The 25,390-nt window shown below is 68.2% G+C and carries 30 protein-coding genes and 1 riboswitch; of the genes, 17 read left to right on the forward strand and 13 right to left on the reverse strand.

Translation table 11 applies throughout. The features are described from left to right. Positions 1-2: 2 nt before the first annotated feature. Entirely contained in the window at positions 3-1,343 is a 1,341-nt protein-coding gene (locus tag ACIBG5_RS11360; RefSeq protein ID WP_396391435.1) for a sensor histidine kinase, read from the reverse strand. A gap of 36 nt (positions 1,344-1,379) precedes the next feature. After that, positions 1,380-2,045 (reverse strand): response regulator transcription factor, encoded by a 666-nt coding sequence (locus ACIBG5_RS11365; protein ID WP_012918592.1) that lies wholly within the window; start codon positions 2,043-2,045, stop codon positions 1,380-1,382. 118 nt (positions 2,046-2,163) lie between these two features. On the opposite strand from ACIBG5_RS11365, the gene ACIBG5_RS11370 reads away from it, so the two are divergent. Further along, positions 2,164-4,194, forward strand: coding sequence for a TRAP transporter permease (locus ACIBG5_RS11370; protein ID WP_396391436.1), 2,031 nt, complete (start codon positions 2,164-2,166; stop codon positions 4,192-4,194). Then, on the forward strand, positions 4,191-5,168 hold the full coding sequence (locus ACIBG5_RS11375) for a TAXI family TRAP transporter solute-binding subunit (protein ID WP_396391437.1): 978 nt from the start codon (positions 4,191-4,193) through the stop codon (positions 5,166-5,168). Before ACIBG5_RS11370 ends, ACIBG5_RS11375 begins: the two co-directional genes overlap by 4 nt. 181 nt (positions 5,169-5,349) lie before the next feature. Here the strand turns inward: ACIBG5_RS11375 and ACIBG5_RS11380 are convergent, their stop codons facing one another. The 3 genes from ACIBG5_RS11380 to ACIBG5_RS11390 all read right to left on the reverse strand — a co-directional run bounded on the left by ACIBG5_RS11380 (position 5,350) and on the right by ACIBG5_RS11390 (position 8,172). After that, positions 5,350-6,006, reverse strand: a complete 657-nt coding sequence (locus tag ACIBG5_RS11380; RefSeq protein ID WP_396391438.1) for a hypothetical protein — start codon at positions 6,004-6,006, stop codon at positions 5,350-5,352. A 93-nt stretch (positions 6,007-6,099) separates the two neighbouring features. Then, the gene (mgrA, locus tag ACIBG5_RS11385; protein WP_396391439.1) at positions 6,100-7,134 is read right to left on the reverse strand and encodes an L-glyceraldehyde 3-phosphate reductase; all 1,035 of its coding nucleotides are present in this window, start codon (positions 7,132-7,134) and stop codon (positions 6,100-6,102) included. A gap of 93 nt (positions 7,135-7,227) precedes the next feature. Next, a complete protein-coding gene (locus tag ACIBG5_RS11390; RefSeq protein ID WP_396391440.1) occupies positions 7,228-8,172 on the reverse strand; it encodes a phosphotransferase family protein in 945 nt (314 codons plus the stop codon). 21 nt (positions 8,173-8,193) lie between these two features. On the opposite strand from ACIBG5_RS11390, the gene ACIBG5_RS11395 reads away from it, so the two are divergent. Continuing rightward, the gene (locus ACIBG5_RS11395; RefSeq protein ID WP_396391441.1) at positions 8,194-8,817 is read left to right on the forward strand and encodes a flavin reductase family protein; all 624 of its coding nucleotides are present in this window, start codon (positions 8,194-8,196) and stop codon (positions 8,815-8,817) included. A gap of 16 nt (positions 8,818-8,833) precedes the next feature. Here ACIBG5_RS11395 and ACIBG5_RS11400 read toward each other — a convergent pair whose 3' ends face one another. Both ACIBG5_RS11400 and ACIBG5_RS11405 read right to left on the reverse strand, forming a co-directional pair. Then, positions 8,834-9,451, reverse strand: coding sequence for a hypothetical protein (locus tag ACIBG5_RS11400; protein WP_396391442.1), 618 nt, complete (start codon positions 9,449-9,451; stop codon positions 8,834-8,836). 48 nt (positions 9,452-9,499) lie between these two features. After that, entirely contained in the window at positions 9,500-10,456 is a 957-nt protein-coding gene (locus ACIBG5_RS11405) for a hypothetical protein (RefSeq protein ID WP_396391443.1), read from the reverse strand. A 133-nt stretch (positions 10,457-10,589) separates the two neighbouring features. On the opposite strand from ACIBG5_RS11405, the gene ACIBG5_RS11410 reads away from it, so the two are divergent. Together ACIBG5_RS11410 and ACIBG5_RS11415 are read left to right on the forward strand one after the other, a co-directional pair. Then, positions 10,590-11,108: an acyl-CoA thioesterase gene (locus ACIBG5_RS11410; protein WP_396391444.1), complete on the forward strand. Its 519-nt coding sequence runs from the start codon at positions 10,590-10,592 to the stop codon at positions 11,106-11,108. After that, positions 11,105-11,767 carry a potassium channel family protein gene (locus ACIBG5_RS11415; RefSeq protein ID WP_396391445.1) on the forward strand — a complete coding sequence of 221 codons (663 nt, stop codon included), beginning with the start codon at positions 11,105-11,107 and terminating at the stop codon, positions 11,765-11,767. The genes ACIBG5_RS11410 and ACIBG5_RS11415 overlap by 4 nt, the downstream gene beginning before the upstream one ends. Here ACIBG5_RS11415 and ACIBG5_RS11420 read toward each other — a convergent pair. Further along, positions 11,764-12,384: a TetR/AcrR family transcriptional regulator gene (locus ACIBG5_RS11420; protein ID WP_396391446.1), complete on the reverse strand. Its 621-nt coding sequence runs from the start codon at positions 12,382-12,384 to the stop codon at positions 11,764-11,766. The two genes, ACIBG5_RS11415 and ACIBG5_RS11420, sit on opposite strands and share 4 nt — an antisense overlap. A 38-nt stretch (positions 12,385-12,422) precedes the next feature. Here ACIBG5_RS11420 and ACIBG5_RS11425 point away from each other — a divergent pair, with 38 nt between their 5' ends. The 7 genes from ACIBG5_RS11425 to ACIBG5_RS11455 all read left to right on the forward strand — a co-directional run bounded on the left by ACIBG5_RS11425 (position 12,423) and on the right by ACIBG5_RS11455 (position 17,488). After that, positions 12,423-13,361, forward strand: coding sequence for a DMT family transporter (locus ACIBG5_RS11425; protein ID WP_396391447.1), 939 nt, complete (start codon positions 12,423-12,425; stop codon positions 13,359-13,361). After that, positions 13,340-13,825 carry a MarR family winged helix-turn-helix transcriptional regulator gene (locus ACIBG5_RS11430; RefSeq protein WP_131353177.1) on the forward strand — a complete coding sequence of 162 codons (486 nt, stop codon included), beginning with the start codon at positions 13,340-13,342 and terminating at the stop codon, positions 13,823-13,825. Before ACIBG5_RS11425 ends, ACIBG5_RS11430 begins: the two co-directional genes overlap by 22 nt. Before the next feature lie 2 nt (positions 13,826-13,827). Further along, positions 13,828-15,069 (forward strand): glycoside hydrolase family 3 N-terminal domain-containing protein, encoded by a 1,242-nt coding sequence (locus ACIBG5_RS11435; protein WP_396391449.1) that lies wholly within the window; start codon positions 13,828-13,830, stop codon positions 15,067-15,069. Further along, positions 15,066-15,410 (forward strand): YidH family protein, encoded by a 345-nt coding sequence (locus ACIBG5_RS11440; protein WP_396391450.1) that lies wholly within the window; start codon positions 15,066-15,068, stop codon positions 15,408-15,410. Before ACIBG5_RS11435 ends, ACIBG5_RS11440 begins: the two co-directional genes overlap by 4 nt. Then, complete coding sequence (locus ACIBG5_RS11445; RefSeq protein WP_165554306.1) at positions 15,407-15,715, forward strand: DUF202 domain-containing protein; 309 nt, start codon at positions 15,407-15,409, stop codon at positions 15,713-15,715. Before ACIBG5_RS11440 ends, ACIBG5_RS11445 begins: the two co-directional genes overlap by 4 nt. A gap of 139 nt (positions 15,716-15,854) precedes the next feature. After that, on the forward strand, positions 15,855-16,487 hold the full coding sequence (locus tag ACIBG5_RS11450) for a DUF47 domain-containing protein (protein WP_396391451.1): 633 nt from the start codon (positions 15,855-15,857) through the stop codon (positions 16,485-16,487). 2 nt (positions 16,488-16,489) lie between these two features. After that, positions 16,490-17,488: an anion permease gene (locus ACIBG5_RS11455; RefSeq protein WP_396391452.1), complete on the forward strand. Its 999-nt coding sequence runs from the start codon at positions 16,490-16,492 to the stop codon at positions 17,486-17,488. Between the two features lie 211 nt (positions 17,489-17,699). Here ACIBG5_RS11455 and ACIBG5_RS11460 read toward each other — a convergent pair whose 3' ends face one another. Both ACIBG5_RS11460 and ACIBG5_RS11465 read right to left on the reverse strand, forming a co-directional pair. Then, positions 17,700-18,224 carry a hypothetical protein gene (locus ACIBG5_RS11460; protein ID WP_396391453.1) on the reverse strand — a complete coding sequence of 175 codons (525 nt, stop codon included), beginning with the start codon at positions 18,222-18,224 and terminating at the stop codon, positions 17,700-17,702. 145 nt (positions 18,225-18,369) lie between these two features. Next, a complete protein-coding gene (locus ACIBG5_RS11465) occupies positions 18,370-19,116 on the reverse strand; it encodes a lysophospholipid acyltransferase family protein (RefSeq protein WP_396391454.1) in 747 nt (248 codons plus the stop codon). 51 nt (positions 19,117-19,167) lie between these two features. Next, positions 19,168-19,290: riboswitch (TPP riboswitch) on the forward strand. Between ACIBG5_RS11465 and thiC the strand changes: the two genes are divergently transcribed. The 3 genes from thiC (at position 19,281) to ACIBG5_RS11480 (ending at position 22,255) form a co-directional block, all read left to right on the forward strand. Continuing rightward, the gene (gene thiC, locus ACIBG5_RS11470) at positions 19,281-20,900 is read left to right on the forward strand and encodes a phosphomethylpyrimidine synthase ThiC (RefSeq protein ID WP_396391455.1); all 1,620 of its coding nucleotides are present in this window, start codon (positions 19,281-19,283) and stop codon (positions 20,898-20,900) included. (Overlaps the previous riboswitch by 10 nt.) 246 nt (positions 20,901-21,146) lie before the next feature. Continuing rightward, entirely contained in the window at positions 21,147-21,704 is a 558-nt protein-coding gene (locus tag ACIBG5_RS11475) for a transposase (RefSeq protein ID WP_396391456.1), read from the forward strand. After that, a complete protein-coding gene (locus tag ACIBG5_RS11480; protein ID WP_396391457.1) occupies positions 21,701-22,255 on the forward strand; it encodes a hypothetical protein in 555 nt (184 codons plus the stop codon). Before ACIBG5_RS11475 ends, ACIBG5_RS11480 begins: the two co-directional genes overlap by 4 nt. 3 nt (positions 22,256-22,258) lie before the next feature. On the opposite strand, the gene ACIBG5_RS11485 is transcribed toward ACIBG5_RS11480, so the two are convergent. Then, positions 22,259-22,873: an RDD family protein gene (locus ACIBG5_RS11485; RefSeq protein WP_396391458.1), complete on the reverse strand. Its 615-nt coding sequence runs from the start codon at positions 22,871-22,873 to the stop codon at positions 22,259-22,261. Positions 22,874-22,955: 82 nt separating this feature from the next. After that, complete coding sequence (locus tag ACIBG5_RS11490; RefSeq protein WP_396391459.1) at positions 22,956-23,660, reverse strand: RDD family protein; 705 nt, start codon at positions 23,658-23,660, stop codon at positions 22,956-22,958. A 105-nt stretch (positions 23,661-23,765) separates the two neighbouring features. Here ACIBG5_RS11490 and ACIBG5_RS11495 point away from each other — a divergent pair, with 105 nt between their 5' ends. Next, positions 23,766-24,206, forward strand: a complete 441-nt coding sequence (locus tag ACIBG5_RS11495; protein ID WP_396391460.1) for a DUF2752 domain-containing protein — start codon at positions 23,766-23,768, stop codon at positions 24,204-24,206. 41 nt (positions 24,207-24,247) lie between these two features. Here ACIBG5_RS11495 and ACIBG5_RS11500 read toward each other — a convergent pair whose 3' ends face one another. Further along, complete coding sequence (locus ACIBG5_RS11500; protein ID WP_396391461.1) at positions 24,248-24,856, reverse strand: DUF4190 domain-containing protein; 609 nt, start codon at positions 24,854-24,856, stop codon at positions 24,248-24,250. A gap of 101 nt (positions 24,857-24,957) precedes the next feature. On the opposite strand from ACIBG5_RS11500, the gene ACIBG5_RS11505 reads away from it, so the two are divergent. Then, on the forward strand, positions 24,958-25,371 hold the full coding sequence (locus tag ACIBG5_RS11505) for a hypothetical protein (protein ID WP_396391462.1): 414 nt from the start codon (positions 24,958-24,960) through the stop codon (positions 25,369-25,371). The last annotated feature ends 19 nt before the right edge of the window (positions 25,372-25,390 follow it).

The raw sequence follows: 25,390 nt of genomic DNA on the forward strand, positions 1-25,390 counted from the left end.
TCTTAGGCGTCGTAGTCGTCGATCAGCGGGACGCGTACCTCGATCACCAGACCGCCGCCGATCGGCGGACGGGCGACGACGCGGCCGCCGACCCGGGCCGCTTCGGAGCGGACGATCGCCAGCCCCAGGCCGGTGCCCGGCATCTCCCGGTGGTGCGCACTGCGCCAGAACCGCTCGCCGACCTTCTTCAGGTCCCGCGAACCGAGGCCGAGCCCGTGGTCGCGGACCGACAGCACCACTTCGGTGCCGTCCCGCGTCACCGACACCTCGACCGGCGGAGCGCCGTACTTGGAGGCGTTGTCGAGCAGTACGTCGAGGATGTCGTCGACCTCGAGCTCCGGGCCCACACCGCCCGGCACCATCTCGCCGATGATCAGTTCCATGTCGTCGGCGGCGTACACGGCCTTCCAGCCGACCAGCCGCTCCTTCACCGACTGGGCCAGGTCCAGCGGCTCTTCGTTGCCCTCGGCATCGGCTCCGGGGCGGTCCGAGCCGGCCAGCCGGGACAGCCGCTGGACGATCCGGCCGAGCCGGTCGATGTCGCTGAGCGCGAACCGCGCGGTCGGCGACAGCCGGGACAGGCCCTCGATGTGGATCCGCGCCGAGGTCAGCGGCGTCCGGAGCTGGTGCGAGGCGTCGGCGACGAACTCTCGCTCACGCTGGCGGGCCTGGTGCAGGCTGAGCGCCATCGAGTTGAAGCTGTCGCCGAGGCGGCGCAGCTCCGGTGCGCGTCCGTCGGTGGACACCCGGGTGTCCAGGGCGCCGCGGGTGATCTGGTGGGTGGCGTTGTCCAGGTCGCCGAGCGGCCGCAGCACCCAGCGGGTGATCGGCCGGACGATGCCGATGATGATCGCGCCGATGCTGATCAGCAGCCCGCCGAGGAGCAGCAGCAGACCGCGCTGCACCTGGTCGCGGGCCTCCTCGGTCGGGACCCGCAGGACCGCTGCGCCGAGCACGCTGCCGTTGTTGACGACCGGACGGGCCACCACCATCTCGCCGGACCGCCACGGCCACAGGGCCGGAGGCTCGGGTGGCAGGCGGCCGGCCAGGGTGCTGTGCAGAGCGGCCTCGAGGTCAGGCTCGTCCACGTCGACGCCGGACACCGAGGTCGCCACGACGCGTGAGTCGACGTCGACGACGAACACCGGGGTGTTGTAGAGCTCCTGGTAGCGGACCGCCATCTCACGCAGGTTGGCGATGTCCCCGGACTGCAGCGGCGCCTCGGCCATGGCGGCGAACCAGTCCGCGTCGTTGCTCCGGGACAGGAAGAGAGTGCGCGACGTACTCGTGGCGATGTAGTTGGCCAGCGGTACGACGGCGACGATCGCCAGTGCGACGACCATCGGAACGAGGGACTGCAGCAGTCGACGGCGCAACGGTCAGTCCGAACCCAGGCGGTAGCCGACGCCGCGGATGGTCTGCACGAGCTCGGGCCGGCCGAGCTTGGCGCGCAGGCTCGCCACGTGCACGTCCATCGTGCGCGACGAGGCCTCGAAGACGGACTGCCACGCGTACAGGGCGACCTGTTCGCGCGGCACCACCCGGCCGTGGTGGGCGGCCAGCACAGCTAGCACGTCGAACTCCTTGCGGGTCAGGCTGATCGGCTTGTCCGCGACCTGCACCGTCCGGGCCTCGATGTCCACGGTCAGGTCGCCGACGGTCACCCGGGGGCGGGGCTGCAAAAGGCCGGTACGACGAAGTACAGCATCGATGCGGGCCAGCAGCTCGGATATCGCGAACGGTTTGACCACATAGTCGTCCGCGCCGCTGCGCAAGCCGCGAACGCGGTCGGCCGCCTCACCGCGCGCGGTGACCGCGATCACCGGTACGTCGGACACCGTCCGGATCTGCCGGCACACGTTGATGCCGTCCCCGTCGGGCAACCCGAGGTCCAGCAGGACCAGGTCGCCGGGGTCCGCCGCGAGGGCGTCCGCGGCCGTCCGGACGTGCGTCACCATCAGGCCGTAACGCCGCAACGCGGGTATCAGGGCATTGGCGATATCGAGATCGTCCTCGACCAGCAGAATCCGTACCGCGCCACTCATGCGGTGATCGTAGGCCAGGAGACGCTCATATGTGTCAGATCTTGGTAAAGACGTAATCACGCGACTGCGTGCTGTGTTCGGCAACATTAGCCTTCCGAACACAGGAGGAAACCGGTAGATGACTGTCGGTATCGGTACGGGGGCCGGCTTGACCGCGCCCTCCGACGAAGAACTGGCCGAGTACGAGCAGGAACGCCCGGCTCGGCGGCTCAGATCTGCCCTCGACCTGGTGATTTCGGTCTGGTGCGCGATCGTCAGCGTCGGCGTGCTCTGGCAGGTGTTCTTCCCCTTACCACAGGGAACGCAGTTTTACCTGGTGATCTTTCTCGCAGCCGTTCTGCCGATCACGCTGCTCTGCTACCGGGGCTGGAAGGTCCCGGCGTTCCTCAACCCGTTCAGGAACCGGGCCACCGACGACCCCGGGATCACCGACTGGATCCTGGCGGTGGTCGCGCTGGTGGTCTGCGTCTACCCGCTCATCGACTTCGACGGTTATCTGGAACGGCGTCAGGCTCCGACGACTCTCGACATCCTGGCCGGCACCGTACTGCTCGTCCTGTTGCTCGAGGCCTGCCGTCGTACCACCGGTTGGGTGCTGCCGGTGTTCAGCCTGGTCTTCATCGCCTATGCGTACTACGGCGGCTACCTGCCGTACACGTGGTCGCTGGCGCACCAGGGCTTCAACTTCGACGCGATCATCGCGCAGTTCACGATGGGCACGGCCGGGTTCTACGGCACACCGTTGGGCGTCGCGGCCAGCTACATCGTGCTGTTCACCATCTACGGCGCGGTGCTCGACTACTCCGGGGCCGGCAAGTTCTTCATCGACTTGTCCTTCGCCGCCTTCAAGCGCAGCCGGACCGCGCCTGGCCGCACGGTCACCTTGGCCGGCTTCCTGCTGGGCAGTGTGTCCGGCTCCGGTACCGCGACCGCGGTGTCGCTCGGCACGGTGTCCTGGCCGATCCTGCGTCGGGCCGGCTACCCGCCCGAACCGGCAGGTGGAATGCTCGCCGCTGCCGGCATCGGCGCGATCCTGTCGCCGCCGACCCTGGGCGCGGCCGCGTTCATCATCGCCGAGTTCCTGCGGGTCTCCTACCTGACCGTGCTCGGGTACGCCGTCATCCCCACGATCCTGTACTACCTGGGCATCCTGCTCGCGATCGAGATCGACGCCCGCCGGCACGGCACCACGTCGGCCGAGATCTCGCAGCAGTCGGCGCTGCGGCTGCTGCTGCGGTTCGGGTACCACTTCCTCTCGCTGTTCGTGATCATCGGCTTCATGGCGGTCGACGTACCGCCGTTCAAGGCCGTGGTCTACGCCGTGATCATCCAGTTCGGGTTGTCGTTCCTGGACCGCGAGCACCGGCTGACGGCCGGGCCTTTCGTCAAAGCGCTTGCCCAGGGCACCCGTTCGGTGCTGCCGGTGGCGGCGACCTGTGCGACCGCCGGCATCATCGTCGCGGTCACCACGCAGACCGGACTCGGGCTGAACCTGGCCGAGATCATCGTCAGCGCGGCGCACGGCCTGACCGAGAACCACACCGTCGTACTGTCCCTCACCGTGCTGCTGTCGGCGATCGCCGTGCTGATCCTGGGCCTGGCGGTGCCGGTGACGGCGTCGTTCATCATCGCCGCGGTGATCATCGCGCCGGCGTTGACGCAGCTCGGGGTGACGCAGCCCGAGGCGTACATGTTCATCTTCTACTACGCCGTACTGTCCGAGGTGTCGCCGCCGACCGCACTGGCCGCGGTCGCGACGTCCGCCATCACCGGCGGCAGGGTGATCCCGACGATGTGGCAGGCGTGGAAGTACACGCTGCCGGCCTTCCTGGTGCCGTTCGCGTTCGTGCTGACCGACAACGGCGCACACCTGCTCGGTCAGGGATCGTTCGTCGGCATGCTGTGGACGCTGGCCGTGTCGATGCTCGCCGTCGCCGCGCTCGCGGTGGTGACCGGTGGCTGGATCGTGGTGGCCACGAGTTGGGCCGAGCGGTTGCTGTGTGTTCCGGCGGCCGTGCTGCTGCTTTACCTCGCGCCCGTAACCATCACGGCCGGAATCGGTTTGCTACTTGTTGCCGTCGTCATCAATCTGGTCCGGCGGCAACGCCAGGCCGCCGCCGCCCCGAAGGAAGGACCCGTCCCCTCATGAGACTCCGTCGACTGCCCACCGCCGCGGTGGCGTTCGCTGCTGTCGTCTCGCTGGTTGCCTGTGGCGGGCAGCGTGAACCGACCGGCTCCGGTACGGCGGCCGGAGGCCGGCTGACGATCGCCACCGGCAACACGACCGGCGTGTACTACCAGTTGGGCGGCGCGCTGGCCTCGGTGATCTCGCAGAAGATGTCCGGCTACCGGGCGACCGCCAGTGAGACCGGCGCCTCGGTGCAGAACGTGCAGGGCCTGGTGGCCGGCAACTACGACATCGCGTTCTCGCTCGGCGACACCGCGGCTGACGCGGTGAAGGGCGAGAACAGCTTCAAGTCCAAGCAGGACGTGGTCGCCCTGACCCGGCTCTACAACAACTACACGCAGGTCGCGGTCCGTACGTCGGCCGGGATCAACTCGATCGCGGACCTGAAGGGCAAGCGGGTCTCCACCGGTTCGCCGAACTCCGGCACCGAGGTGATCGCCCGCCGGCTGCTCGAGGCGGCCGGCCTGGACCCGGCCAAGGACGTCACCGCGCAACGGCTCGGCTTGCCGGAGTCGGTGGACGCGATGAAGTCCGGCACGATCGACGCACTGGTCTGGTCCGGTGGCCTGCCGACCGGCGGTATCACCGACCTGACCACGAGCATGGGCAAGGGCGTGAAGCTGATCCCGATCGTCGACCTGCTGCCGAAGATGCAGGACAAGTACGGTCCGGTCTACAGTCAGGCGCCGATCCCGGCGGCGACGTACAAGCAGCCGGCCGACGTGGCGACGATCATCGTGCCGAACGTGCTGCTGGTCCGCACAGACATGAAGGACGAGCTGGCCGAGCAGGTGACCAAGGTGCTGTACGACAACAAGGACGCCCTGGTCGCGGTGAACGCGGCGGCCAAGGACATCACGCTCGACAACGCCGAGAAGACCGACCCGGTGCCGCTGCACCCCGGCGCGAAGAAGGCGATCGACGGACTGAAGTAATCCCCTGACCGCCCTCCCCCGCACACCAGGCGCAGCGGGGGAGGGTGTTGGGACCCATCTCCACACACCAGGCGCAGTGGAGGCGGGACCCGCCGGCTCCCACCACCAGGCGCAGTGAGAGCAGGCAGACCGGGCCCGGCCCTCGGAGGCATCCGAGGGCCCGGGCCCGGTCACTTTGCTTCTAGTGCTGCTCTTCCCGGTCCTCCGGCATCGCGGTGCCGTAGAGGTAGTGGGACAGGGCGGAATCGCGTTTCGGATGCACGTGGTACTTGGTCGGGACGACGCGTCCTTCGGCGCTGTCCCAGGCGTTGTCGGCCAATCGCCACATGCGGTGCACCATCCGGCCCGCCATGCCGGTGTGCGGCGAGTACGGATGCGCCCGCGTCGGCGCGACCTCCTCGGCTTCCAGGAGCTCTTCGGTCAGCGTGTTCACGTGCGAGTCGTCCAGTTGCTCACTGATCTGCTGGGTGCACGACGTCTCCAGCCGCTCGTGTTCGGCGAGCAGCCGGTCGACGGCCGTCCACACCTCCAGGTCGGTCAGGTTCTGCACCCGGCTGTCGCCGTACTGGCGTCCTTTCAGGAAGCGCAGTGACCGCTCCAGCTCCTTCGCGTTGCCGACGTACCTGGTGACCAGGCTGCTCCCGTCGGGGAGTCGGCGTACGTGCGGGAGGAGGACGTCTTCGGCGGCGGCCAGGTGCTGCGCGGCAATGGCGTAGAACCAGTCGGTCTGATGTCTGCGCTCGGGGTGCGCGGCGGCCGGGTGGTGAGCCTGCTGAGCCAGCTCACGGATCCGGGCATGTTCGTAGGTCAGGGCCAGTTCGAGCGTCGAAGCGGTCATGACAACCACCTCCAGGAGGGTTCTCCTCCAGCCTGTGCCCAACCCCGGGCCGCCGCAACCACCCGACCCCGTTCCGTAACCTCCCGGCGGGGCTTAGCTGTCCGAGCTCTTCTTCCACAGGTTGATGCCAGCCTCGACGGCGTCGGCGTCGATGGCCTCGAGCTCCTCCGGGCTGAACTTCAGATTCCGGACGGTCGCCAGGTTGTCCTCGAGCTGGGCGACGCTGGAGGCGCCGATCAGCGCGCTGGTGACGCGGTCGTCGCGCAGCGTCCAGGCCAACGCCAGCTGGGCGACGGACTGGCCGCGCTCCTTGGCGATCTCGTTCAGCGCGCGGACGTGCTTCAGGGTGTCCTCGGTGAGCGAGTCCGGGTTCAGCGACTTGCCCTGCGCGGCGCGGGAGTCGGCCGGGACGCCGTCCAGGTAGCGGTCGGTGAGCACGCCCTGCGCCAGCGGCGAGAACGCGATCACGCCGACGCCCAGCTCACCGACGGCGTCGAGCAGGTCCTCCTCGATCCAGCGGTTCAGCATCGAGTACGACGGCTGGTGGATCAGCAGCGGCGTGCCCAGCTCCTGCAGGATCCGCGCCGCCTCCCGGGTCCGGTCCGCCGAGTACGACGAGATGCCGGCGTACAGCGCCTTGCCCGAACGCACCGCGGCGTCCAGCGCACCCATCGTCTCCTCGAGCGGGGTGTCCGGGTCGAACCGGTGCGAGTAGAAGATGTCGACGTAGTCCACGCCCATCCGGGCCAGCGACTGGTCCAGCGAGGCGAGCAGGTACTTCCGCGAGCCGCCACCCTGACCGTAAGGACCCGGCCACATGTCGTAACCGGCCTTGGTCGACAGGATCAGCTCGTCGCGGTACTTGGCGAAGTCCCGGGCGAAGTGCGTACCGAAGTTGGTCTCGGCCGAGCCGTAGGGCGGGCCGTAGTTGTTCGCCAGGTCGAAGTGCGTGACGCCGAGGTCGAACGCCCGGCGCAGGATGTCACGCTGGGTGGTGAACGGCTTGTCGTCGCCGAAGTTGTGCCACAGCCCCAGCGAGATCGCGGGCAGCTGTAAGCCGCTGCGTCCCGTCCGGCGGTAGGCCATCTGGTCGTCGTACCGGTCCTGGGCGGCTACGTAGTCAGTCACGAGAACCCAGTCTGCCGCATGTCGTGACAAGTGCAAACCCCTTGTTTTACAGCAGAAACCCCAGCACTGAGAGCCAGAACCCCGCCTTCTTGATCAGGTCAGGTCACGCCACGGCCCGGGCGGTCCGGCGGCGAAGAACCTCAGCAGCCCGAGCACCCGGCTGCCGGGCGGAGCGGTCCAGTGCCGCTGCCCGGGCCACGGGTCGGCGGTCAGCTTCCCCAGCCCCCAGTCCAGGTGAAACCACAGCGCAGCCGCAGCCACCTCCTCCTCCCGTACGTCGGACCGCGTGTGGCGGACGTACTCCGGCAGGATCGCGGCGACCTGCTCGAGCGGCAGCTTGGCGAAGTCCATGCCACGCGGGGCCCGGGCGGCATCACCCCAGTCGATCAGCGCCCGCAGCTCACCGTCCGGACCGGCCAGAAGGTTGTGTGAGGCAACATCTCCGTGGATCAGCACCTTGGTCTCGTTCCGGTCGAACCGGCCGGACAACCGGGTGAACCAGTCGCTCAGCCACTTCGCCGTCCCGAGGTCGATGGTCCCGCGCTCCGACAGCCGGTCGACCGTCTGCCACGGATCGTCCCGGTCGTCCTGCGGCAGCCCGGGGATCTCGGTCTGCTCGTGCTCGTGCAGCCGGGCCAACTGCTCCGCCAATCCAGCCGGCGGTCCATTGGTCGGCTCGACTCCGTGCACCCGCTGCATCACGACGTACGGCGCATCGACGACCGACCGGCTCTCGTCGTACTCGACGATCGCCGGCGTCAACACGCCCGCAGCCCGGGCGACCGGCACGACCGCGGCCTCCTTGCGCAGATCGCCCTCGAACCCCGGCCGCGACATCCGCAGGAACAACTCCTCGCCGAGCACGAACCCGCGGTTGGCCACCCCGCCCGCGACCTCGACGATCTGCCCCGGGGCAATCCCGTGCCGTCGCCCGACCTCGGCGATCCCAGGCTCATCGTGGTGATCTCCCACACGTACCTCCGTCGTGGTCTGGCGTCCGTCGTCTCGATCCTTCAGCCGGTGCGCCACGGCGTCCACCGGATTTGATGTACTGCGAGCGTGCGAGTCGACCTGGATCCGGAAACCGTCGGACGGCGTGAGTTCTACGCGATGCTGAACTCGATCGTCGTACCGCGCCCGATCGCCTGGGTCTCGACCAGGTCCGCCGACGGTGTCCTCAACCTGGCGCCGCACTCGTTCTTCACCGTGGCGTGTGTGCAGCCGCCAATGGTCCAGTTCACCTCGGTCGGCCGCAAGGACAGCCTGAACAACGTCGAGGCGACCCGCGAGTTCGTGGTCAACTTCGCTGCCGAACCCCTGTTCGAGCAGGTCAACGCCACCGGCACCAACTTCCCGCCGGAGATCAACGAGTTCGAAGCCGTCGGCCTGACCACCGAACCCGCCCGCACAGTCGCTGTCCCCCGCGTCGCGGAGTCACCGGTCGCCATCGAGTGCACGCTGCACACCACCCTCGAACTGGGTGACTCCACCGTGGTGATCGGTCAGGTCCGCCATCTCGCCATCGACGAGGCCGTGATGGTCGACGACCGCCCCGACATCCACCTCCTTCGTCCGTTGGCCCGCCTCGGCAAGGACGAATGGTCAACCCTCGGCGAGGTCCGCTCCATCACCCGCATCCGCCACTCCGACTGGCCCGGCCACTTCAAGTCCCCCACTGCCTGATAACGGGGTGGAAGTGCTATCGGGGTGGCGGTGTGATCGGGGTAATGGGGCGCTTGAGCGGAGTGGCCGGGACGGTCATCGGGGCCACGATGACCGGTTGGCCCTGGGTCACGAGGATGGCATCGGTTCGGTAGTGGGCTCTCAGCTTCTTCTGGTCCGATGAGTTGCCCGACGTCGTCATCACCTCGACGCCTGAGCCGTCCGGTTTCGGCCCCGCACTGTTGACCGACACGCCACGCTCGCCCCAGTAGCCGATGTCACCGATCACCCGATCCCTCAGGTCCGCCATCTCGCGCTGGCTCATCCGTGCATCGCGCAGTTCCACGGTGACGCCCTTCACCTTCTCGCGCACCCGGACGTCGAGAGCGGCATCAGGCTTCCGGTACACGATCACGACGCGCTTGTCGTGATCGAGCACCAGGCCGGCGAACGATGCGGCGAAGTCCTGGAGCAGCAACGGATTCAGCAGATCCGCGGCAGCCGTCACGGCAGGGTCGTTACCGGACGGCACCGGCGACCCATACGGAATCCCCGGCAAGCCGCCTGCAGCCTCATCCCCGCAGCCGGCCACGACGCCGGCACCAACGACAGCCGCAACGACCACGGCGACCGATCCCAGCCGAACACTGCGCATCCACCTCACCTCACCCTGAGGACGCCCGGACCGGTCCCGGCGTGGCAGTTAGGGCGGAGGTTCTCGAGTGGCCAGAAGCTGCGTGAGCGACTGGAGCTGCGACGAGAGCCGGAGAGGGGTGTGGTCGGGGGAGGGAGCGGTGGCGGGATGCCAGGTCCACGGGGTGCCGGTGGTCCGGGTGACCAAATGGACGTCGGGCGACAGCGGGCCCGGGTCGTGGCTGTGGGAGCGGGCGGTCAGGTTCAGCATCAGGCCCAGGGCGGGGATGACCGAGAGGTCATCGATGACATGGATCAGCAGGAGGTCCCGCGAGGGGAGCGCGGCCAGTACGCCGTAGGAAGGGGTCTCGGTGTGGAGGGATTCTCGGAGCACCGTGTCGAGGACCAGGGCCCGGGAGGCGGCGTACGGGGAACCGGTGACGGCGGCGATCCGGAGGTCGTCCTGGGTCAGGTACTCGACGTGGTCGGTGATGCGACGCAGGTTGGTCAGGCCGTGTCGTTCGGCCTCGGACCAGGTGAGACCGAAGTCGGTGGGGTCCAGGTACATGGTGACCACGCCGTCCTCCGTGGTCGACGGAACGGACAGCACCCCGGGAAGGAAGTCGGGGCGTCCGGAGGTCCATTCGGTGGGCAGTGCGTCGCGGGGGACGAGACGCTGGATCAGATCCCGCTGGGGATCGGTCGGTGGGAGTGGCGGGCCTTCGCGGAGCCGCTCCTGGAGTTGGACGAAGTGCTCCTCGACCAGGGCCGGCCAGCGGTCCTCGTCGTACCGGGCGATGATGCGGGCCAGGTTGCTCAGGCCGAGAACCGGGCTGGATGCGGACGGCTCGACCGGTACGAGGGCGGCGCCGCCCTCGTGCGCGACGTCGAGACCGAGTCGGGCCGCGGTGGACAGGCCGAGGCTGATCAGCCGCGCGGCCTGGCCGCGGGTCAGGGGAGTCAGGACCGGATCCGGCCGGTCGGAGTGGTTGCCTTGGGCATGGTCGGTACACGTGTCGATGGTCATCGGGACCACCTCCTCGCCCAGAGAAAGTACGAGGATCGGCGCCCGTCGCGGCCGGTGATTTCGAACCTGTGGACAACCCGCCCGGGATAGTCTGCGCAGACCCGCCAGAAGGACCCACCCAGAAGGAGTCGGCATGTCCAGCACCCCGTCGTCCCGGCCGACGTCGGTGACGCGGTTGTCGTTGTCGCACATCACGGCGCAGAACGACACCAACCTGCTGGGGACAGTGCACGGTGGCGTGATCATGACCCTGGTCGACTCGGTCGCCGGCGTGGTCGCGGCCCGGCACTCCGGCGGCCCCGCGGTCACCGCGTCGATGGACGAGATGGTGTTCCTGGTCCCGGTCCGGGTCGGTGACGTCATCCACCTGAGCGGCCAGGTCAACTGGACCGGCCGGAGCTCGATGGAGGTCGGCGTCCGGATCACCGCGGACCGGTGGGACGCCGTCGGACCGGAGGTGCACGTCGCCTCGGCGTACCTGGTGTTCGTCGCGGTCGACGAGCACGGGAAGCCTCGCGAGGTCCCACAGGTGATCGCCGAGACCGACGAGGAGCGGCGGCGGCTCCGGGAGGCGGAGATCCGGCGGCACCACCGGCTGGCGCGCCGCGCGGCGATCATCGAGTCCCGCAAGGTGGGGGAGACCGGGACATGACCGTGGTCGGGAGTGCCCGGCGGCACCCGTCCGCCGTTCTGCTCGTGGTGCAGTTGCTCGGCGTGCTGGTCTACCCGGCGATGGAGGGATCCCGGGGCGGACGGGTCGCGTTCGAGATCCTCGGGATCGTCGTACTGGCACTGGCGGTGTTCTCGGTGCGGGCCACGCCGGGGCTGACCTGGGTCAGCATCTGTCTGGGCATCCCAGCCGTCGCCCTGTCACTGGTCGACGCAGCCAATCCGACCGAGCCGGTGATCGCGATCTCCGGCGTACTGCACGCCGCCTTCTACTTCTACGCGGCGTACAGCCTGCTCCGCTACATGCTGTCCGACCATGACGTGAGCGCCGACGAGCTGTACGCCACCGGTGCCACGTTCACCTTGGTGGCTTGGGGTTTCGCCTACCTGTACGTGTTCGTGCAGGCTCTCGTGCCCGGTAGCTTCACCGCAGCCGTTGACCCGGCCAGTGATCGCACCTGGATGGAGCTGCTGTTCCTCAGCTTCACCACCCTGTCCAGCACCGGGCTGAGCGACATCCTCCCGATCACGTCCTGGGGCAGGTCGGTGGTGATGCTCGAGCAGCTCGCCGGACTCGGGTACGTCGCCATGGTGGTGTCCCGCCTGGTCGGTCTGACCATCATGAGACGCGGCAACAACTAGATCCGCGACCAGGTGGCCAGCATGTCGGCGGCCGCGCGGCTCGCCACCTCGGTCGCGTTGTCCATCGCCGCCACCCGGTAGCTCACCAGCGCGCCCTCGTGCAGCAGGAGCAGACGATCCGCGAGCTCACCCGCGTCCGCAAGCCCTGCCAGCTCCGCCTGTGCCTTGAACTCGGACCGCATCCACTGCTTCTGCCCGACGATCACCGGCATCGCGGGATGGTCCGGCGCGGCCAGCTCGACGCTCGCGTTGATGAACCCGCACCCGTTCCGCGACCCCGCCACCCAGTCGGTCAGAGCCCCGAACAGCGCCAGGATGACCTCCTCCGGCGTACCGGGCTCGCGCGCTTCCAGCTGCTCGTCGAGGAACGCGTGCCAGACCCGGTTCCGTCGGTCCAGGTACGCCGCGATCAGCCGATCCTTCGACCCGAACCGGTCGTACAACGTCTTCTTGGTCACGTCGGCGGCCGCGGCGATCGTGTCCACGCCGACCGTCCGGATCCCCTGCTCGTAGAACAGCGTCGACGCCGCGGCCAGGATCCGCTCCCCGGCCGGCGTCAGCCGGGCCTCCTCGGACAGCCCGCGATCCACCCGCAGTCTCATCTGCTGAGCTAGCACACTGACAGTATACCGACCTGTATGTTTACCGTGTCCCCATGACCACACAGGCCCTTCCGGTACGGCGTCTGCCCGCGGTGACTGTGATCGCGGGTGCCGGGTTCGTCGTGTTCTGGAGTTCGGGGTTCATCGGCGCCCGGTGGGGGACGCAGTACACGACCGCCTTCGACCTGCTTGCCTGGCGCTACGTGGTCGCGGGCGCGTTGGCTGTGGTGATCCTCGCCGTCCGCCGCCCGCGAGTGACCAAGCGGGACCTGGTGACCCAGGTGTGGATGGCTGTACTCACCCAGTTCGTCTATCTGGGCCTCATCTTCACCGGGATCGACCATGGCCTCAGTGCGGGCGTCACTGCCCTCATCGGGTCGCTGCAACCGATCCTGATCGCCACAGTCGCCGGACCGTTGCTGAGCGAACCCGTCAATCGACGTCAGTGGATCGGTCTGGCCCTCGGCCTCGCCGGAGTGGCTCTCGTCGTCGCGGATGACCTCCACGCCGGCCACCTCTCACCGCTGCTCTTCCTGGTGCCACTCGGGGGCGTGTTCGGCATGGTTGTCGGCACGTGTCTGGAACGCCGCCGCAAGCCCAGCACCAGTTCACTCGACGCACTGTGCATCCAGAGCCTCGTTTCCACCGTGCTGTTCGTCGCGCTGGCCGCGACCACCGACCAGCTGACGGTGCCGACCGAGCCGGGCTTCTACGGTGCCGTCTTCTGGTTGGTGCTGCTGGCAACGGGTGGCGGCTGGGGTCTGTACCTGGTGAACCTGAAGCTGTCCGGTGCCACTCGTATCAGCAGTCTGCTGTACCTCGTGCCGCCGACCACGATGGTGTTCGCCTTCCTGATGTTCGACGAGACGATCGGTGCGCTGGCGGTGATCGGCATGCTGGTCTGTACGGCCGCCGTACTGCTGATCAGGCTGAACGAGCGTGAGGGAGCCGTACTGGCTACGCTGCGGGGATGGCGGAACCCCGGTGGCTGAACCAGACAGAGCAGCAGGCATGGCGAGCGTTCATCGCGGCCCAGCGCGTGGTGAACACCCGGATCGAGCAGCAACTGCAACGCGATGCCGGAATCCCGCACACCTACTACGAGATCCTGGTCCGGTTGTCCGACGCACCTGACGGCCGGTTGCGGATGAGTGAGCTCGCGGTCGCCACCCTTGGTTCACGCAGCCGCCTGTCTCATGCGGTCAACCGGCTGGAGCAGACCGGATGGGTACGGCGGGAGGCGATCGAGTCCGACCGTCGCGGTCAGGTGGCGATCATCACCGACCTCGGCCGGCAGAAGCTGGTCGAGACGGCACCCGGTCATGTGGAGGAAGTCCGCAAGTCGATCTTCGACGCGCTCAGCGAGGAGCAGGTCGAGCACCTCTACGACCTCTGCGCGACGCTCGCCCGGCACTCCGGCGACACGGTCGACCGCGCCGCCTGGGAGCGACGCTGACAATGAGGCATCCAGCCGCTCTGGTCCTGCTGACGGCTCTCCTGCTCGCAGGCTGCGGCGACACGGACTCTCCACCCACGGCGGGTCCGAGTACGGCGCCCTCGTCCTCGGTGCCGCTGCCGACAACGCAGCCGACGACCACCGAGTCACCCACCACGCCGACGCCGTCAGCAGCCCCGACCCCCACGCCGACCGCAACACCGACTAGTTGCGTCGACCAGAAGCTCAAAGCCCTCACGCTCAGCGAGAAGGCGGCCCAGCTGATCCTCACCGGCATCAGCGCCAACGGCATGACCTCGAGCCAGCGCTCCATCGTCCAGCAGGAGAAGCCCGGCGGCGTACTCCTGCTCGGTACCGGTGGCAGCCTCTCCCACACCCGTACGGCGATGGCTGCCGTCAGGACAGCCGCCACGGTCAAGGGCGTCCGGCCGCTGATCGCTGCGGACCAGGAGGGTGGACAGATCCAGCGCCTCAAGGGCCCCGGCTTCGACCGCATCCCGTCGGCAACCGTGCAGGGCACCTGGTCCAGCTCCAAGCTCACCAGCAACGCGGACCACTGGGGCGACCAGCTCAAGCAGGCCGGTGTGAACCTCAACCTCGCACCGGTGGCAGACGTCGTACCGAGCTCTCTCAAGAGTCAGAACGCGCCGATCGGCAGTCTGGACCGTGAGTACGGCAGCACCCCGGCCGAGGTCGGGCCGCCGGTCCAGGCGTTCGTACGCGGCATGGGGTCGGCCGGGGTGATGACGTCGGTCAAACACTTCCCGGGACTCGGCCGGGTGCGCGGCAACACGGACTTCTCGTCCGGAGTGGTCGACAACGTGACCGTCCGCGGGGACGCCGACCTCAAGCCGTTCGCGGACGGCGTCCGGGCGGGGAGCGACATGGTGATGATCGCCACCGTCACCTACGCCAAGATCGATCCGGAGAACCGTGCTGTGTTCTCGAGGACCGTGATCCAGGGGATGGTGCGCGGGGACCTCGGGTTCGGCGGAGTGGTGATCACCGACGACGTCGGAGCGGCCGCCGAGGTCAAGTCGGTGCCGGTGGGGCAGCGCGCCACGCGGTTCGTGGCGGCCGGCGGGGACATCGTGATCAACGCCACGGCGTCGCAGACCGCCACCATGGTGAACGCGCTGGTCACCAAGGCCGAGCAGGACAAGGCCTTCGCCGCGCAGGTGAGCAGTAGCGTGAGGCGTGTGCTGACACTGAAGCAGAAGTACGGCCTGGTGACCTGCGGATGACGGAGGAGTACGAAGACCGCGAACCCGACTACCGCTTCACCCTGGCGAACGAACGCACATATCTGGCCTACCTGCGGACCTCATTGGCCTGCTACGCCGGCGGTCTGTCCGCGGTGCAGTTCCTCGACCTCGGTCCGGATCGCTGGCCCGCCCGCATCATCGGTGTCGTTCTGGTCACTGTCGGTATCATCACCACGGCCGGCGCCTTCCGCCGCTGGCAGCAGAACCTGGCTGCGATCCGCCGCGGTGGGCCGCTCCCGTTGACCCGCCTGCCGCTGATGCTGGGGGCAACGATCGCCGTGGTCGGCCTGATCGCCCTGATCTTCTCGCTGTGGCGATGAGCACACCCGACCCCGGGCTGCAGCCCGAGCGCACCCTCCTCGCCTGGCGCCGGACCGCCCTCGGCCTGATCGCGAACGGCGTCCTGTTGCTTGCTTCCGGCCACGGTACGTCGGACGTCCGCACTGGCCTCGGCATCGTCGTACTGGTGCTGTCCCTGTCCTGCTGGGCAGCGGTGAGCGCCGTCTACCGGCGGACCGGAGGTGCTGCGGTCCATGCCCTCGGCCACGATCGGGTGCTCCGGATCGCGGCCGGACTGGTGCTCGTGGTGGGTCTCTTCGACCTGTACGCCGTGATCACTCGTTGAAACGATTCGGTTACTCTCCGGTCAGGTCCCCTTGGGGCAGTTCATTCCGACGCGCTACCTTGACCGGGCGGATGCCGCGTCAACCGCAGGTTCCCCCTAGCATGTTCACGGTTTGTCCCTCGTTCATCCGGAGCTTGAAGTGCCGTTACGTCTGCGTCCGAACGACCCGACGTTCTACGACCTTTTCACCGAGTCCGCCAACCACCTCGTGGACGGATCCCGGATCCTGGCCGAATTGCTCGGCAGCACCGCCGGAACCGGGCTGTCGTCGAGCCACCAGATCGCCGCCCAGATGAAGGACGCCGAGCACGCGGCCGACGAGACCACGCACTCGATCATCCGCCGGGTGAACTCGACCTTCGTCACCCCGTTCGACCGCGAGGACATCTACCGGCTGGCCTCCGATCTCGACGACGTGATGGATTTCATGGAGGAGGCCGTCGACTCGGTCCACCTGTTCAACCTGGACAAGTTGCCGGAGGAGGTCGCCGAGCAGATCGAGGTACTCCAGCGGATGGCGCAGCTGACCGCCGAGACGATGCCCCGGCTGCGGACGATGAAGGACCTGGCCGAGTACTGGATCGAGATCAACCGGCTGGAGAACACCGGTGACGCGGTGCACCGCCGGATCATCGCCAAACTGTTCAGCGGCGAGTACGACGCGCTGACCGTGATGAAGTTCAAGACCGTGGTGGACTTGCTGGAGGCCGGGATCGACGCCTTCGAACACGTCGCCAACACCGTCGAGCAGATCGCCGTCAAGGAGAGCTGAGCGTGGAGCTCACGCTCGTCATCATCCTCGTCGTCATCGCGCTGGCCTTCGACTACACCAACGGCTTCCACGACGCCTCCAACGCGATCGCGACCTCGGTCTCCACCCGCGCGCTCACCCCGCGGGTGGCGCTGGCGATGGCCGCGGCGTGCAACTTCCTCGGCGCGCTGGCCGGCACCGAGGTGGCCGAGACGATCGGCAAGGGCATCATCAGCACGCCGAGCGGCACACACGGCCTGGTGGTCGTCATCGCCGCACTCATCGGCGCCATCATCTGGAACCTGATCACCTGGTACTTCGGCCTGCCGAGTTCCTCGTCGCACGCGCTGATCGGCGGACTGATCGGCGCCGGGGTCGCCTCGTCGAGCATCGTGCTGTGGACGGGCATCCTCGACAAGGTCGTCATTCCGATGGTGCTGTCGCCCGGGATCGGCTTCTTCGGCGCGTTCGCGCTGATGACGGCGATCCTCTGGATATTCCGGCACAGCAATCCCGGCAAGGTCACCCGGGGCTTCCGGATGTCGCAGTCGCTGTCGGCAGCGGCGGTGGCGCTCGGACACGGCCTGCAGGACGCGCAGAAGACGATGGGCGTCATCTTCCTGGCCCTGCTCACCACCGGTCACGTCAACGAGAACGACGGCATCCCGCTGTGGGTCAAGATCTCCGCCGCGACGGCGATCTCGCTCGGTACCTACTCCGGTGGCTGGCGGATCATGCGCACTCTGGGCCGCCGGATCATCCACCTGGATCCGGCCCGCGGCTTCGCCGCCGAGTCGGTCGCCGCGACCGTGCTGTACGTGATGGCGATCGGCCTGCACGCGCCGGTCTCCACCACGCACACGATCACGTCGGCGGTGATCGGCGCCGGTGCGACCAAGCGGCTGTCAGCGGTCCGCTGGGGAGTCGCGCAGAACATCGTCACAGCGTGGGTGCTGACCATTCCCGCGGCCGGCATCATCGCGGCGCTCTGTTACGGGTTGGCCCATCTGATCTTGGAGTAAGTACTCCGGCTGTCCGGCTGTCCGGCTGTCCGGCTGTCCGGCCGGGTGGCCGACTCCGGCCACCACGGCCGCGGCGGGCTGAGAGGAGTACGGCGATGCACATCGACTGGAGTGCTCTCGGTGAGGTGGCCCTGGTCAGCCTGATCTTCGGGGTCGGGGTGGCGGCCGTGTTCTACGGGCTGTACCTGATCATCCCGCAGTTCCACTGACGTCAGCGGTTCCAGCGCCGTACCGACTTCGCCACGTCCTTCGAGCGGATCGAGCCGAGGTTGTACTCCCACGCGGCGGCCAGCCGGTCGCCGAGCAGCGCTGCGTCCAGGTAGGTCTGCGGGCGGACCGCGACGGCCCAGGTCGCCGCGGCCGCGTGACCCTGCTGGTAGAGCAGGTGGTTCACGGTCGCCTCGATCCGGCTCTGGTCGTCGCCGGTGAGCCCGTCGGTCGACCACTCCTGCAGGATCGTCGTGTCGTCGGCCGTCATCCGGGCCAGGTAGGTGAGCGGACCACGCCAGTACCCGCGGCTGCCGATGCTGTCCAGGCTCTCCAGCGGGAACCAGCCGTTCTGGCAGCGCCTGCCGTTCACCGCGGACTCGACCTCGCGGGCGCGGTCCGCCGGCAGGTCCTGGATAGCCCAGTCGACGAAGTAGACGCCGGCGTCCGGGATGTGCTCTGCGACATGCGGCGCCACCGCGAGCATCCCCGGTTCGAAGAGATGCAGCTCTTCCGGTGAATCGAACACAACCCTTCCCCGCCTACCCGAGTACCGCCGCCGACCGGCCGGCGTCACAGGGACCCCCCAGGTTTCCTGCACTGTCAACAAGAGCCTTTCGTACCCTCGGGGTCACCCGGGGGTCAAGGTCTTGTCCGCGTTACTGACGGTGTGCTTACTTGCGGCGGGCCGCCCGCCGGGCGAGCTCCTCCTGGTCCAGGCGTTCCGCTTCCGCGGGCGAGGGCGCACCACCGCCGTACGACGCGGGCAGCCACCAGGCGCCGGCCGGCTGCTCCGGGTAGTCGCGGATGGTCCGGTCCAGCATCCCGGCCATCGTCGTCCGCAGGTGCGCCGTCGCCTCGGCCGCGTCGTCGTCGGTGCCGACCGTCATCGGCTCGCCGACGGTGATCGCGATCGCGCGATGCCGGGAGAAGTCGCGCGGATGGTCCTTCGTCAGCATCCGCTGCGTCCCCCACAGGATCAGCGGGACGACCGGTACGCCGGCCTCCGCGGCCATCCGGACCGTGCCGGACTTGAACTCCTTCAGCTCGAAGGACCGGCTGATCGTTGCCTCGGGGAACACCCCGACGATCTCGCCGTCGGTCAGATAGCGGATCGCCTCCCGGTACGACGCCGTACCTGCCGACCGGTCCACCGCGATGTGGTGCATGCCGCGCATCAACGGACCGGAGTACCGGTTGCGGAACAGCACGTCCTTGGCCATGAAGCGGACCAGCCGCTTGCTCGGCACCGCGCCGAACCCGCCCAGGATGAAGTCGACATAGCTGATGTGATTCAGCGCGATCACCGCGCCGCCGGTTCGCGGCACGTTCTCTGTCCCGGTCAGCCGGATCTTCAGATCGAGCACCTTGAACGCGGTCTTCGCGAAGCCGATCACGGGCGGGTACACGAGGTCTCGCATCCCCCGACGCTACCGGCCCGGTCAAGACGAGAGGTTAGAGTGACCGTGACAATTGGAGATCGCGGGAGCTCGCACCGTAGCGGGCTGAGAGGGCGGCTGGACACATGTCCGGCGCCGCCGACCGCCGAACCTGTCCGGGTAATTCCGGCGTAGGGAGCAGCACAGTGACTGTCAGCACGATTCGGCCCACTGTCACCACCGGCCCCATCTCGGGCTCGGAGAAGATCTATCGCGGCGAGCTGGAGGTCCCGGCCCGCCGCGTCCACCTCACGAACGGCGAACACCTCGACCTGTACGACACCTCCGGTCCGTACACGGACGCGTCGGCGCGGATCGACGTACAAGCCGGTCTGCCCGCGCTGCGGCGGGACTGGATCGCCGGGCGCGCGCCACTGACCCAGCTGGCGCACGCGCGAGCCGGCACCGTCACCGAGGAGATGAGGTACGTCGCCCTGCGGGAGGGCATGGACCCGGAGTTCGTCCGGTCCGAGGTCGCGCGCGGCCGGGCCGTGATCCCGGCGAACCGGCGGCACCCGGAGAGCGAGCCGATGATCATCGGGAAGAAGTTCCTGGTGAAGGTGAACGCGAACATCGGCAACTCGGCGGTGACCAGCTCGGTCGAGGAGGAAGTGGAGAAGCTGGTCTGGGCCACCCGGTGGGGTGCGGACACGGTGATGGACCTGTCCACCGGCAAGAACATCCACGAGACGCGGGAGTGGATCCTGCGCAACTCGCCGGTGCCGATCGGGACCGTGCCGCTGTACCAGGCGCTGGAGAAGGTGAAGGGCGATCCGGCCGAGCTGTCGTGGGAGGTGTACCGCGACACAGTGATCGAGCAGTGCGAGCAGGGCGTCGACTACATGACCGTGCACGCCGGCGTCCTGCTGCGGTACGTCCCGCTGACCGCGCGCCGGATCACCGGGATCGTGTCGCGAGGTGGGTCGATCATGGCAGCCTGGTGCCTCGCGCATCACCAGGAGTCCTTCCTGTACACGCATTTCGCCGAGCTGTGCGAGATCCTGCGCGAGTACGACGTGACGTTCTCACTCGGCGACGGCCTGCGACCGGGATGTATCGCCGACGCCAACGACGCGGCCCAGTTCGCCGAGCTGCGGACCCTGGGCGAGCTCACCAAGATCGCCTGGGAGCACGACGTCCAGGTGATGATCGAGGGGCCGGGGCACGTGCCGATGGACAAGATCGCCGAGAACGTCCGGCTCGAGGAGGAGCTGTGCGGCGAGGCGCCGTTCTACACATTGGGGCCGTTGGCAACTGATGTCGCACCGGCGTACGACCACATCACCAGCGCGATCGGTGCGGCCCAGATCGGCTGGCTGGGTACGGCGATGCTCTGCTACGTCACGCCGAAGGAACACCTCGGCCTGCCGGATCGCGACGACGTGAAGACCGGTGTGATCACGTACAAGATCGCTGCCCACGCGGCGGATCTGGCCAAGGGGCACCCGGGTGCGCAGGCCTGGGACGACACGTTGTCGAAGGCAAGGTTCGAGTTCCGCTGGGAGGACCAGTTCAACCTCTCGCTGGATCCTGACACCGCGCGGTCCTTCCACGACGAGACCCTGCCGGCCGAGCCTGCCAAGACCGCGCACTTCTGCTCGATGTGCGGCCCGAAGTTCTGCTCGATGCGGATCACCGCCGACATCCGCGCGTACGCCGAGGAACACGGCCTGACCTCCACCGAGGCGATCGAGGCCGGCTTCGCCGAAATGTCGGAGACCTTCAAAGCCCACGACAAGCAGCTGTACCTGCCGCTGGCGGAGTGAGGGTCCTGGTTCCTGCTGACGCTCGGTGAGATCCGGGGGGCGAGTCGAGATGCCTCGCCCCCCGGATCCAGCGGAGAATTAGGGGATCGTCGGTTCCGCGGGGCGATCACGAGGAGTGATCGGATGAACCGATTCAGGTTTTTTCCTTCACTCTACGTGAATAAGACTGTAGCCTTAACGGCGTCGGGAAGGAGGTGCAGCACAGTGGTCTTCGTTCTCACGGTAGATCAGCGGGGCAGCCGAAGCATGACCGATCTCGTACCCGAGCTACTGAACATCCTGAACCGCCGGCCGAGGCGGACCGGTTTGCTCCGCAAGTTCGAGCGGACGGCCGGCGACGAGGTGCAGGGCGTGCTGTCCGAGGCGCGCGCCACGATCGACGTGATCGTCGAGCTGCTGCGCGCCGACACCTGGTACGTCGGGCTCGGAGCCGGTGAGGTCACGCAGCCGCTGCCGCGCAGCACGCGGGCCGGCAGCGGGGACGCGTTCGTGTTCGCGCGGGAGGCGGTGAACCGGGCCAAGTCGAGCCCGCACCACGTCAACGTGGTCGGCTCCGACGCGCGCTGCGCCGAGCAGGTCGAGACGGTGTTGTGGCTGATGGCGTCGGTGCTGCGGCGGCGAAGCGACCGCGGGTGGGCTGTCGCCGACCTGCTGGCCGAAGGGCTCACCCGGCGCGAGATCGGCGTGAAGCTCGGCATCAGTCAGTCCGCGGTGACCCAGCGGGCCCAGGCCGCCGGAGTCGCCGAGGAACAACGTGGACGAGTGCTGGCGGCCGAGCTACTCGACGCTGGGGCCACCGCGTGACGGCACTTATCCTGTCGTTCACCGCCGCCGGCCTGATCCTCGCCGTTCTGGCGTGGGTTCCCAAGGCCGGGTCGACCCTGGAGATCGTGCTCAGTGGCGTGATGCTGGCCTGCCTGATCACCGTCGGCGTCCTGCTGCTGGCCGGCGACGGTGTCGAGGGCTGGCGTGAGCGCTGGTGGAACGTGCTGCTCCTGCTGGCCGGCGGGCTGGCAGTGACCGGTGGCGGCCCACTGACGACATCTGTGCTGGCTCTCGTCGACCGGGGCAACACGAGAGCGCAGTCGACGCAGAAGGCCGGTGAGGTGCTGCGCGGCGGCGCTCTGATCGGTTCGCTCGAGCGCCTGGCCATCTACGCGGCGCTGGTTGCCGGCTGGCCCGAGGGACTGGCGATCGTGTTGGCCATCAAGGGCCTGGCTCGCTATCCGGAGCTGCGCAGTCCCGATCAGCCGGCGTCGGTCACGCCCCAGGCTGTCGCCGAGCGGTTCATCATCGGCAGCTTCACCAGTGTGCTGTGGGCAGTGACCTGCGCCGGCTTCCTGCTGTCGCGCTGACCCTCAGTCCTTGAGGACGTACGTCGACATGACCTTGTCGTGCCAGGTCTGCTTCTGGTCGTCCCACAGCGGCCACAGCAGGTTCAGGAAGCAGGCGTTGTTGAACAGCCCGCTGAGGAACTCGCGCAGGAACGACTTGCCGGCGCCCACCGGCTGGAAGTACGCAGAGTCGACCAGCCGCAGGTTCAGCGCGCTCTTGCCGACGCTGCGCCCGGTTCTGCCCTGGCGGAAGACCCGGTTCCACAGGGTCAGACCGATGCTCGCGACGATCCCGAGCACGAAGAGGATGATCGCGTAGGCCTGCGGGCCGTCATCGGGGTAGGTGTTGTTCTCGCGGGTCGCGATGTTCGCGATGAGCACGCCGTACCCGATCAGGATCGGCACCGAGCTGATCAGGGAGTCGATGAGGAAGGCGCCGGCCCGCGACCCCCAGTCGGCCAGCGGGACCTGAGGTCCGTAGCCGTAGCCGTACTGCGGCTGCCCGTACGGCGGTGGCATCTGCCCATACCCGTAGGGCGGCGGCTGGCCGTACGGCTGCTGACCGTACGGCCCGTAGCCCTGCTGATGGTGACCACCCTGGTGGGCCTGCCCGTACGGCGGTGGCATCGGTGTACTCACCGCGGCATCGTATTGCCCGGCGCCGGGAACGCCGAACGCCGCGGCCTGAGCAGGCCACGGCGTCCGGATGACCGCTACGACGTCAGAGCTTGATGACGTAGGTGTTGTTGATCTTGTCCGCGAACGTCTGCCGCTTCTCGTCCCACAGCGGCCACAGGTAGCCGATGTAGCAGGCCATGCCGTCCAGGATGTGGGTGATCTGGCGCAGGAACGCCTTGCCCGGCCCGACCGGCTGGCCGCTGATCCCGTCGATCAGCTTGAGGCCCAGCGCCGACTTGCCGAGGGTCTGTCCGGTGGTGCCCTGGCGGAACACGATGTTCCAGATCCCGACGCCGATGCCGACCAGGTAGAACAGCAGCGCCAGGATGGCCATCGCCGAGCTGTTGCCGCTCGCAAGCGCCGCCCCGATGCCGTACGGCACCCCGATGATCAGGACGTCGACCAGCCAGCCGCCGACCCGGTTCGGCCAGGCCGCCAGGTTGCTGGGTACGCCGTACGCGCCCGGCTGACCGTACTGCTGTGGGTAGCCCGGCTGACCGCCGTACTGCGGGTACCCCGGCTGCTGCCCGTACTGCTGGGGCTGCTGCTGCCCATACTGGCCAGGCTGCTGACCGTACTGGCCGGGCTGTTGCCCGTAGCCCGGCTGCTGGCCGCCATAGCTGGGCTGTTGCTGCCCGTACTGGCCCGGCTGCTGCCCGGGCTGCCCGTACTGGCCTGGCTGGCCGTACTGACCCGGCTGCTGGGGGTCCTGCGGGCCGTAACCCGGCGGTGGCGTCGGATTGCTCACGACGATCCCTTCTAGTGAATACAGATGAGGAGTGAGTTGCAGGCTAACGGTCCGACGGCTCAGCTCCGGCTACGGATCCCACGAGATGAGAGTTACCGTTGTCCGGTGAGTCTTTCGCTGAGCGTCGTACTCCGGCCGACCGGTCCGGTCCGCCCGCTGGACCGCCGAGTGCTCGGCGCGGCGGCCGTCGGAGTGGGTGGATTCGCGCTCGCGGCCGTGTACCAGTTGTCCGGCCAGCAGATCGGCATACCCTGCATCCTGCATGCGACCACGGGGCTGAACTGCCCGTTCTGCGGCGCGACCCGGATGGCAGCCGCCTTGCTGCGTGGGGATCTGGACGCGGCCTGGCACTTCAACCCGGTGGTGCTGGTGATCGGCCCGCTCATCGGCGTTGCCATCGGCTACCAAATGCTTGCCTGGGCACTCGAATCGCTGCGGCTGATCCGCTTGCCCCGGCTGACGGTCAGCCCGCGCACACTCGGCTGGCTGACCAAGGCGCTGGCCGTGATCCTGATCGTGTACGGCGTCGCCCGCAACCTCAACTGAGACGTCGCGGGCGGACCACCGCCGCCGCCCGCGACGAGCCGTCAGCTGTACTGCGTGATGGTGTAGATCGTCGAGAGCACGATCGAGACGATGCCGCCGATCCAGGCGACCTTCGCCAGCGTGTCCGGCTTGCCCTGCTCACGGAATTTGCCCTGGGCAACCAGACCGAGGACGACCGAGGCGATACCACAGCAGAACCAGCAGACGATGCCGATGATCGAGAGCACCTGCGGGGTGTTGTTCTGCGGCGCGGCCGGAGCGCCGTAGCCGTAGGCCCCGCCCGGGTACTGCCCGTACTGGCCCGGCTGGCCGGGCTGCCCGTACTGGCCAGGCTGCTGCTGTCCGTATTGGCCTGGCTGTTGGCCGTACTGGCCCGGCTGCTGTTGCCCGTATTGACCAGGTTGCTGGCCGTACGGCCCGGGCTGGCCGGGCGGTCCGTATTGGCCTGGCTGTTGGCCGAACTGCCCCGGCTGCTGCTGTCCGTATTGACCAGGTTGCTGGCCGTACGGCCCGGGCTGGCCGGGCTGCCCGTACTGGCCCGGCTGTTGGCCGTACTGCCCAGGCTCGTCGGTCCCGCTCTCGTCGGGGGTGTCCTGCGGCCTGTTCTGGTCGTTCTGATCATCGCCGGGGGGAGGCGTCGGAGTACTCACCGCAGTCCCTTCTGAGACGTCTAGGAATCCTCGCAGGCTATCTTTTCCACAGGTTCCCGGTCACGCCCCCGCGCCGCTCCCCGGCCCCCTACGCTGAGTGGGTGACCGAGAGCCCGATGCCATTCCCACTGCCTGTCCCGAATCAGCAGTCCTGGCAGCGGCTGCCCGGCGGACCGGTCCTCGTGACCATCGGCGACATCTCCGTCGAGCAGTTCCGGATCGTCAGCCCGGCTGGGGTGTTGCGCACGCACGGGGCGAACTGGTGGGCGATGGACATGTCGCGGACGGAGGAGCGGATCCCGGGCTGGGCGATCGCGTTGGCGATCGTCTTCGCGTTGGCCTGTCTGCTCGGGCTGTTGTTCCTGTTGTGCAAGGAGCGTAGGACGACCGGGTTCGTGCAGGTCAGCGTGCAGAGTGGCGGCCGCACGCACACGACCCACGTCCGGGTGAGCTCTGCGCACCAGGCCGCCGATGTGCTTGCTCGCGTGAACTACGCGCGGACCGTCTGCCTGTGAGACGGCGAACGGCCGTCGC

The sequence above is a fragment of the Kribbella sp. NPDC050241 genome (genome assembly GCF_044459685.1).
GTDB lineage: Bacteria > Actinomycetota > Actinomycetes > Propionibacteriales > Kribbellaceae > Kribbella.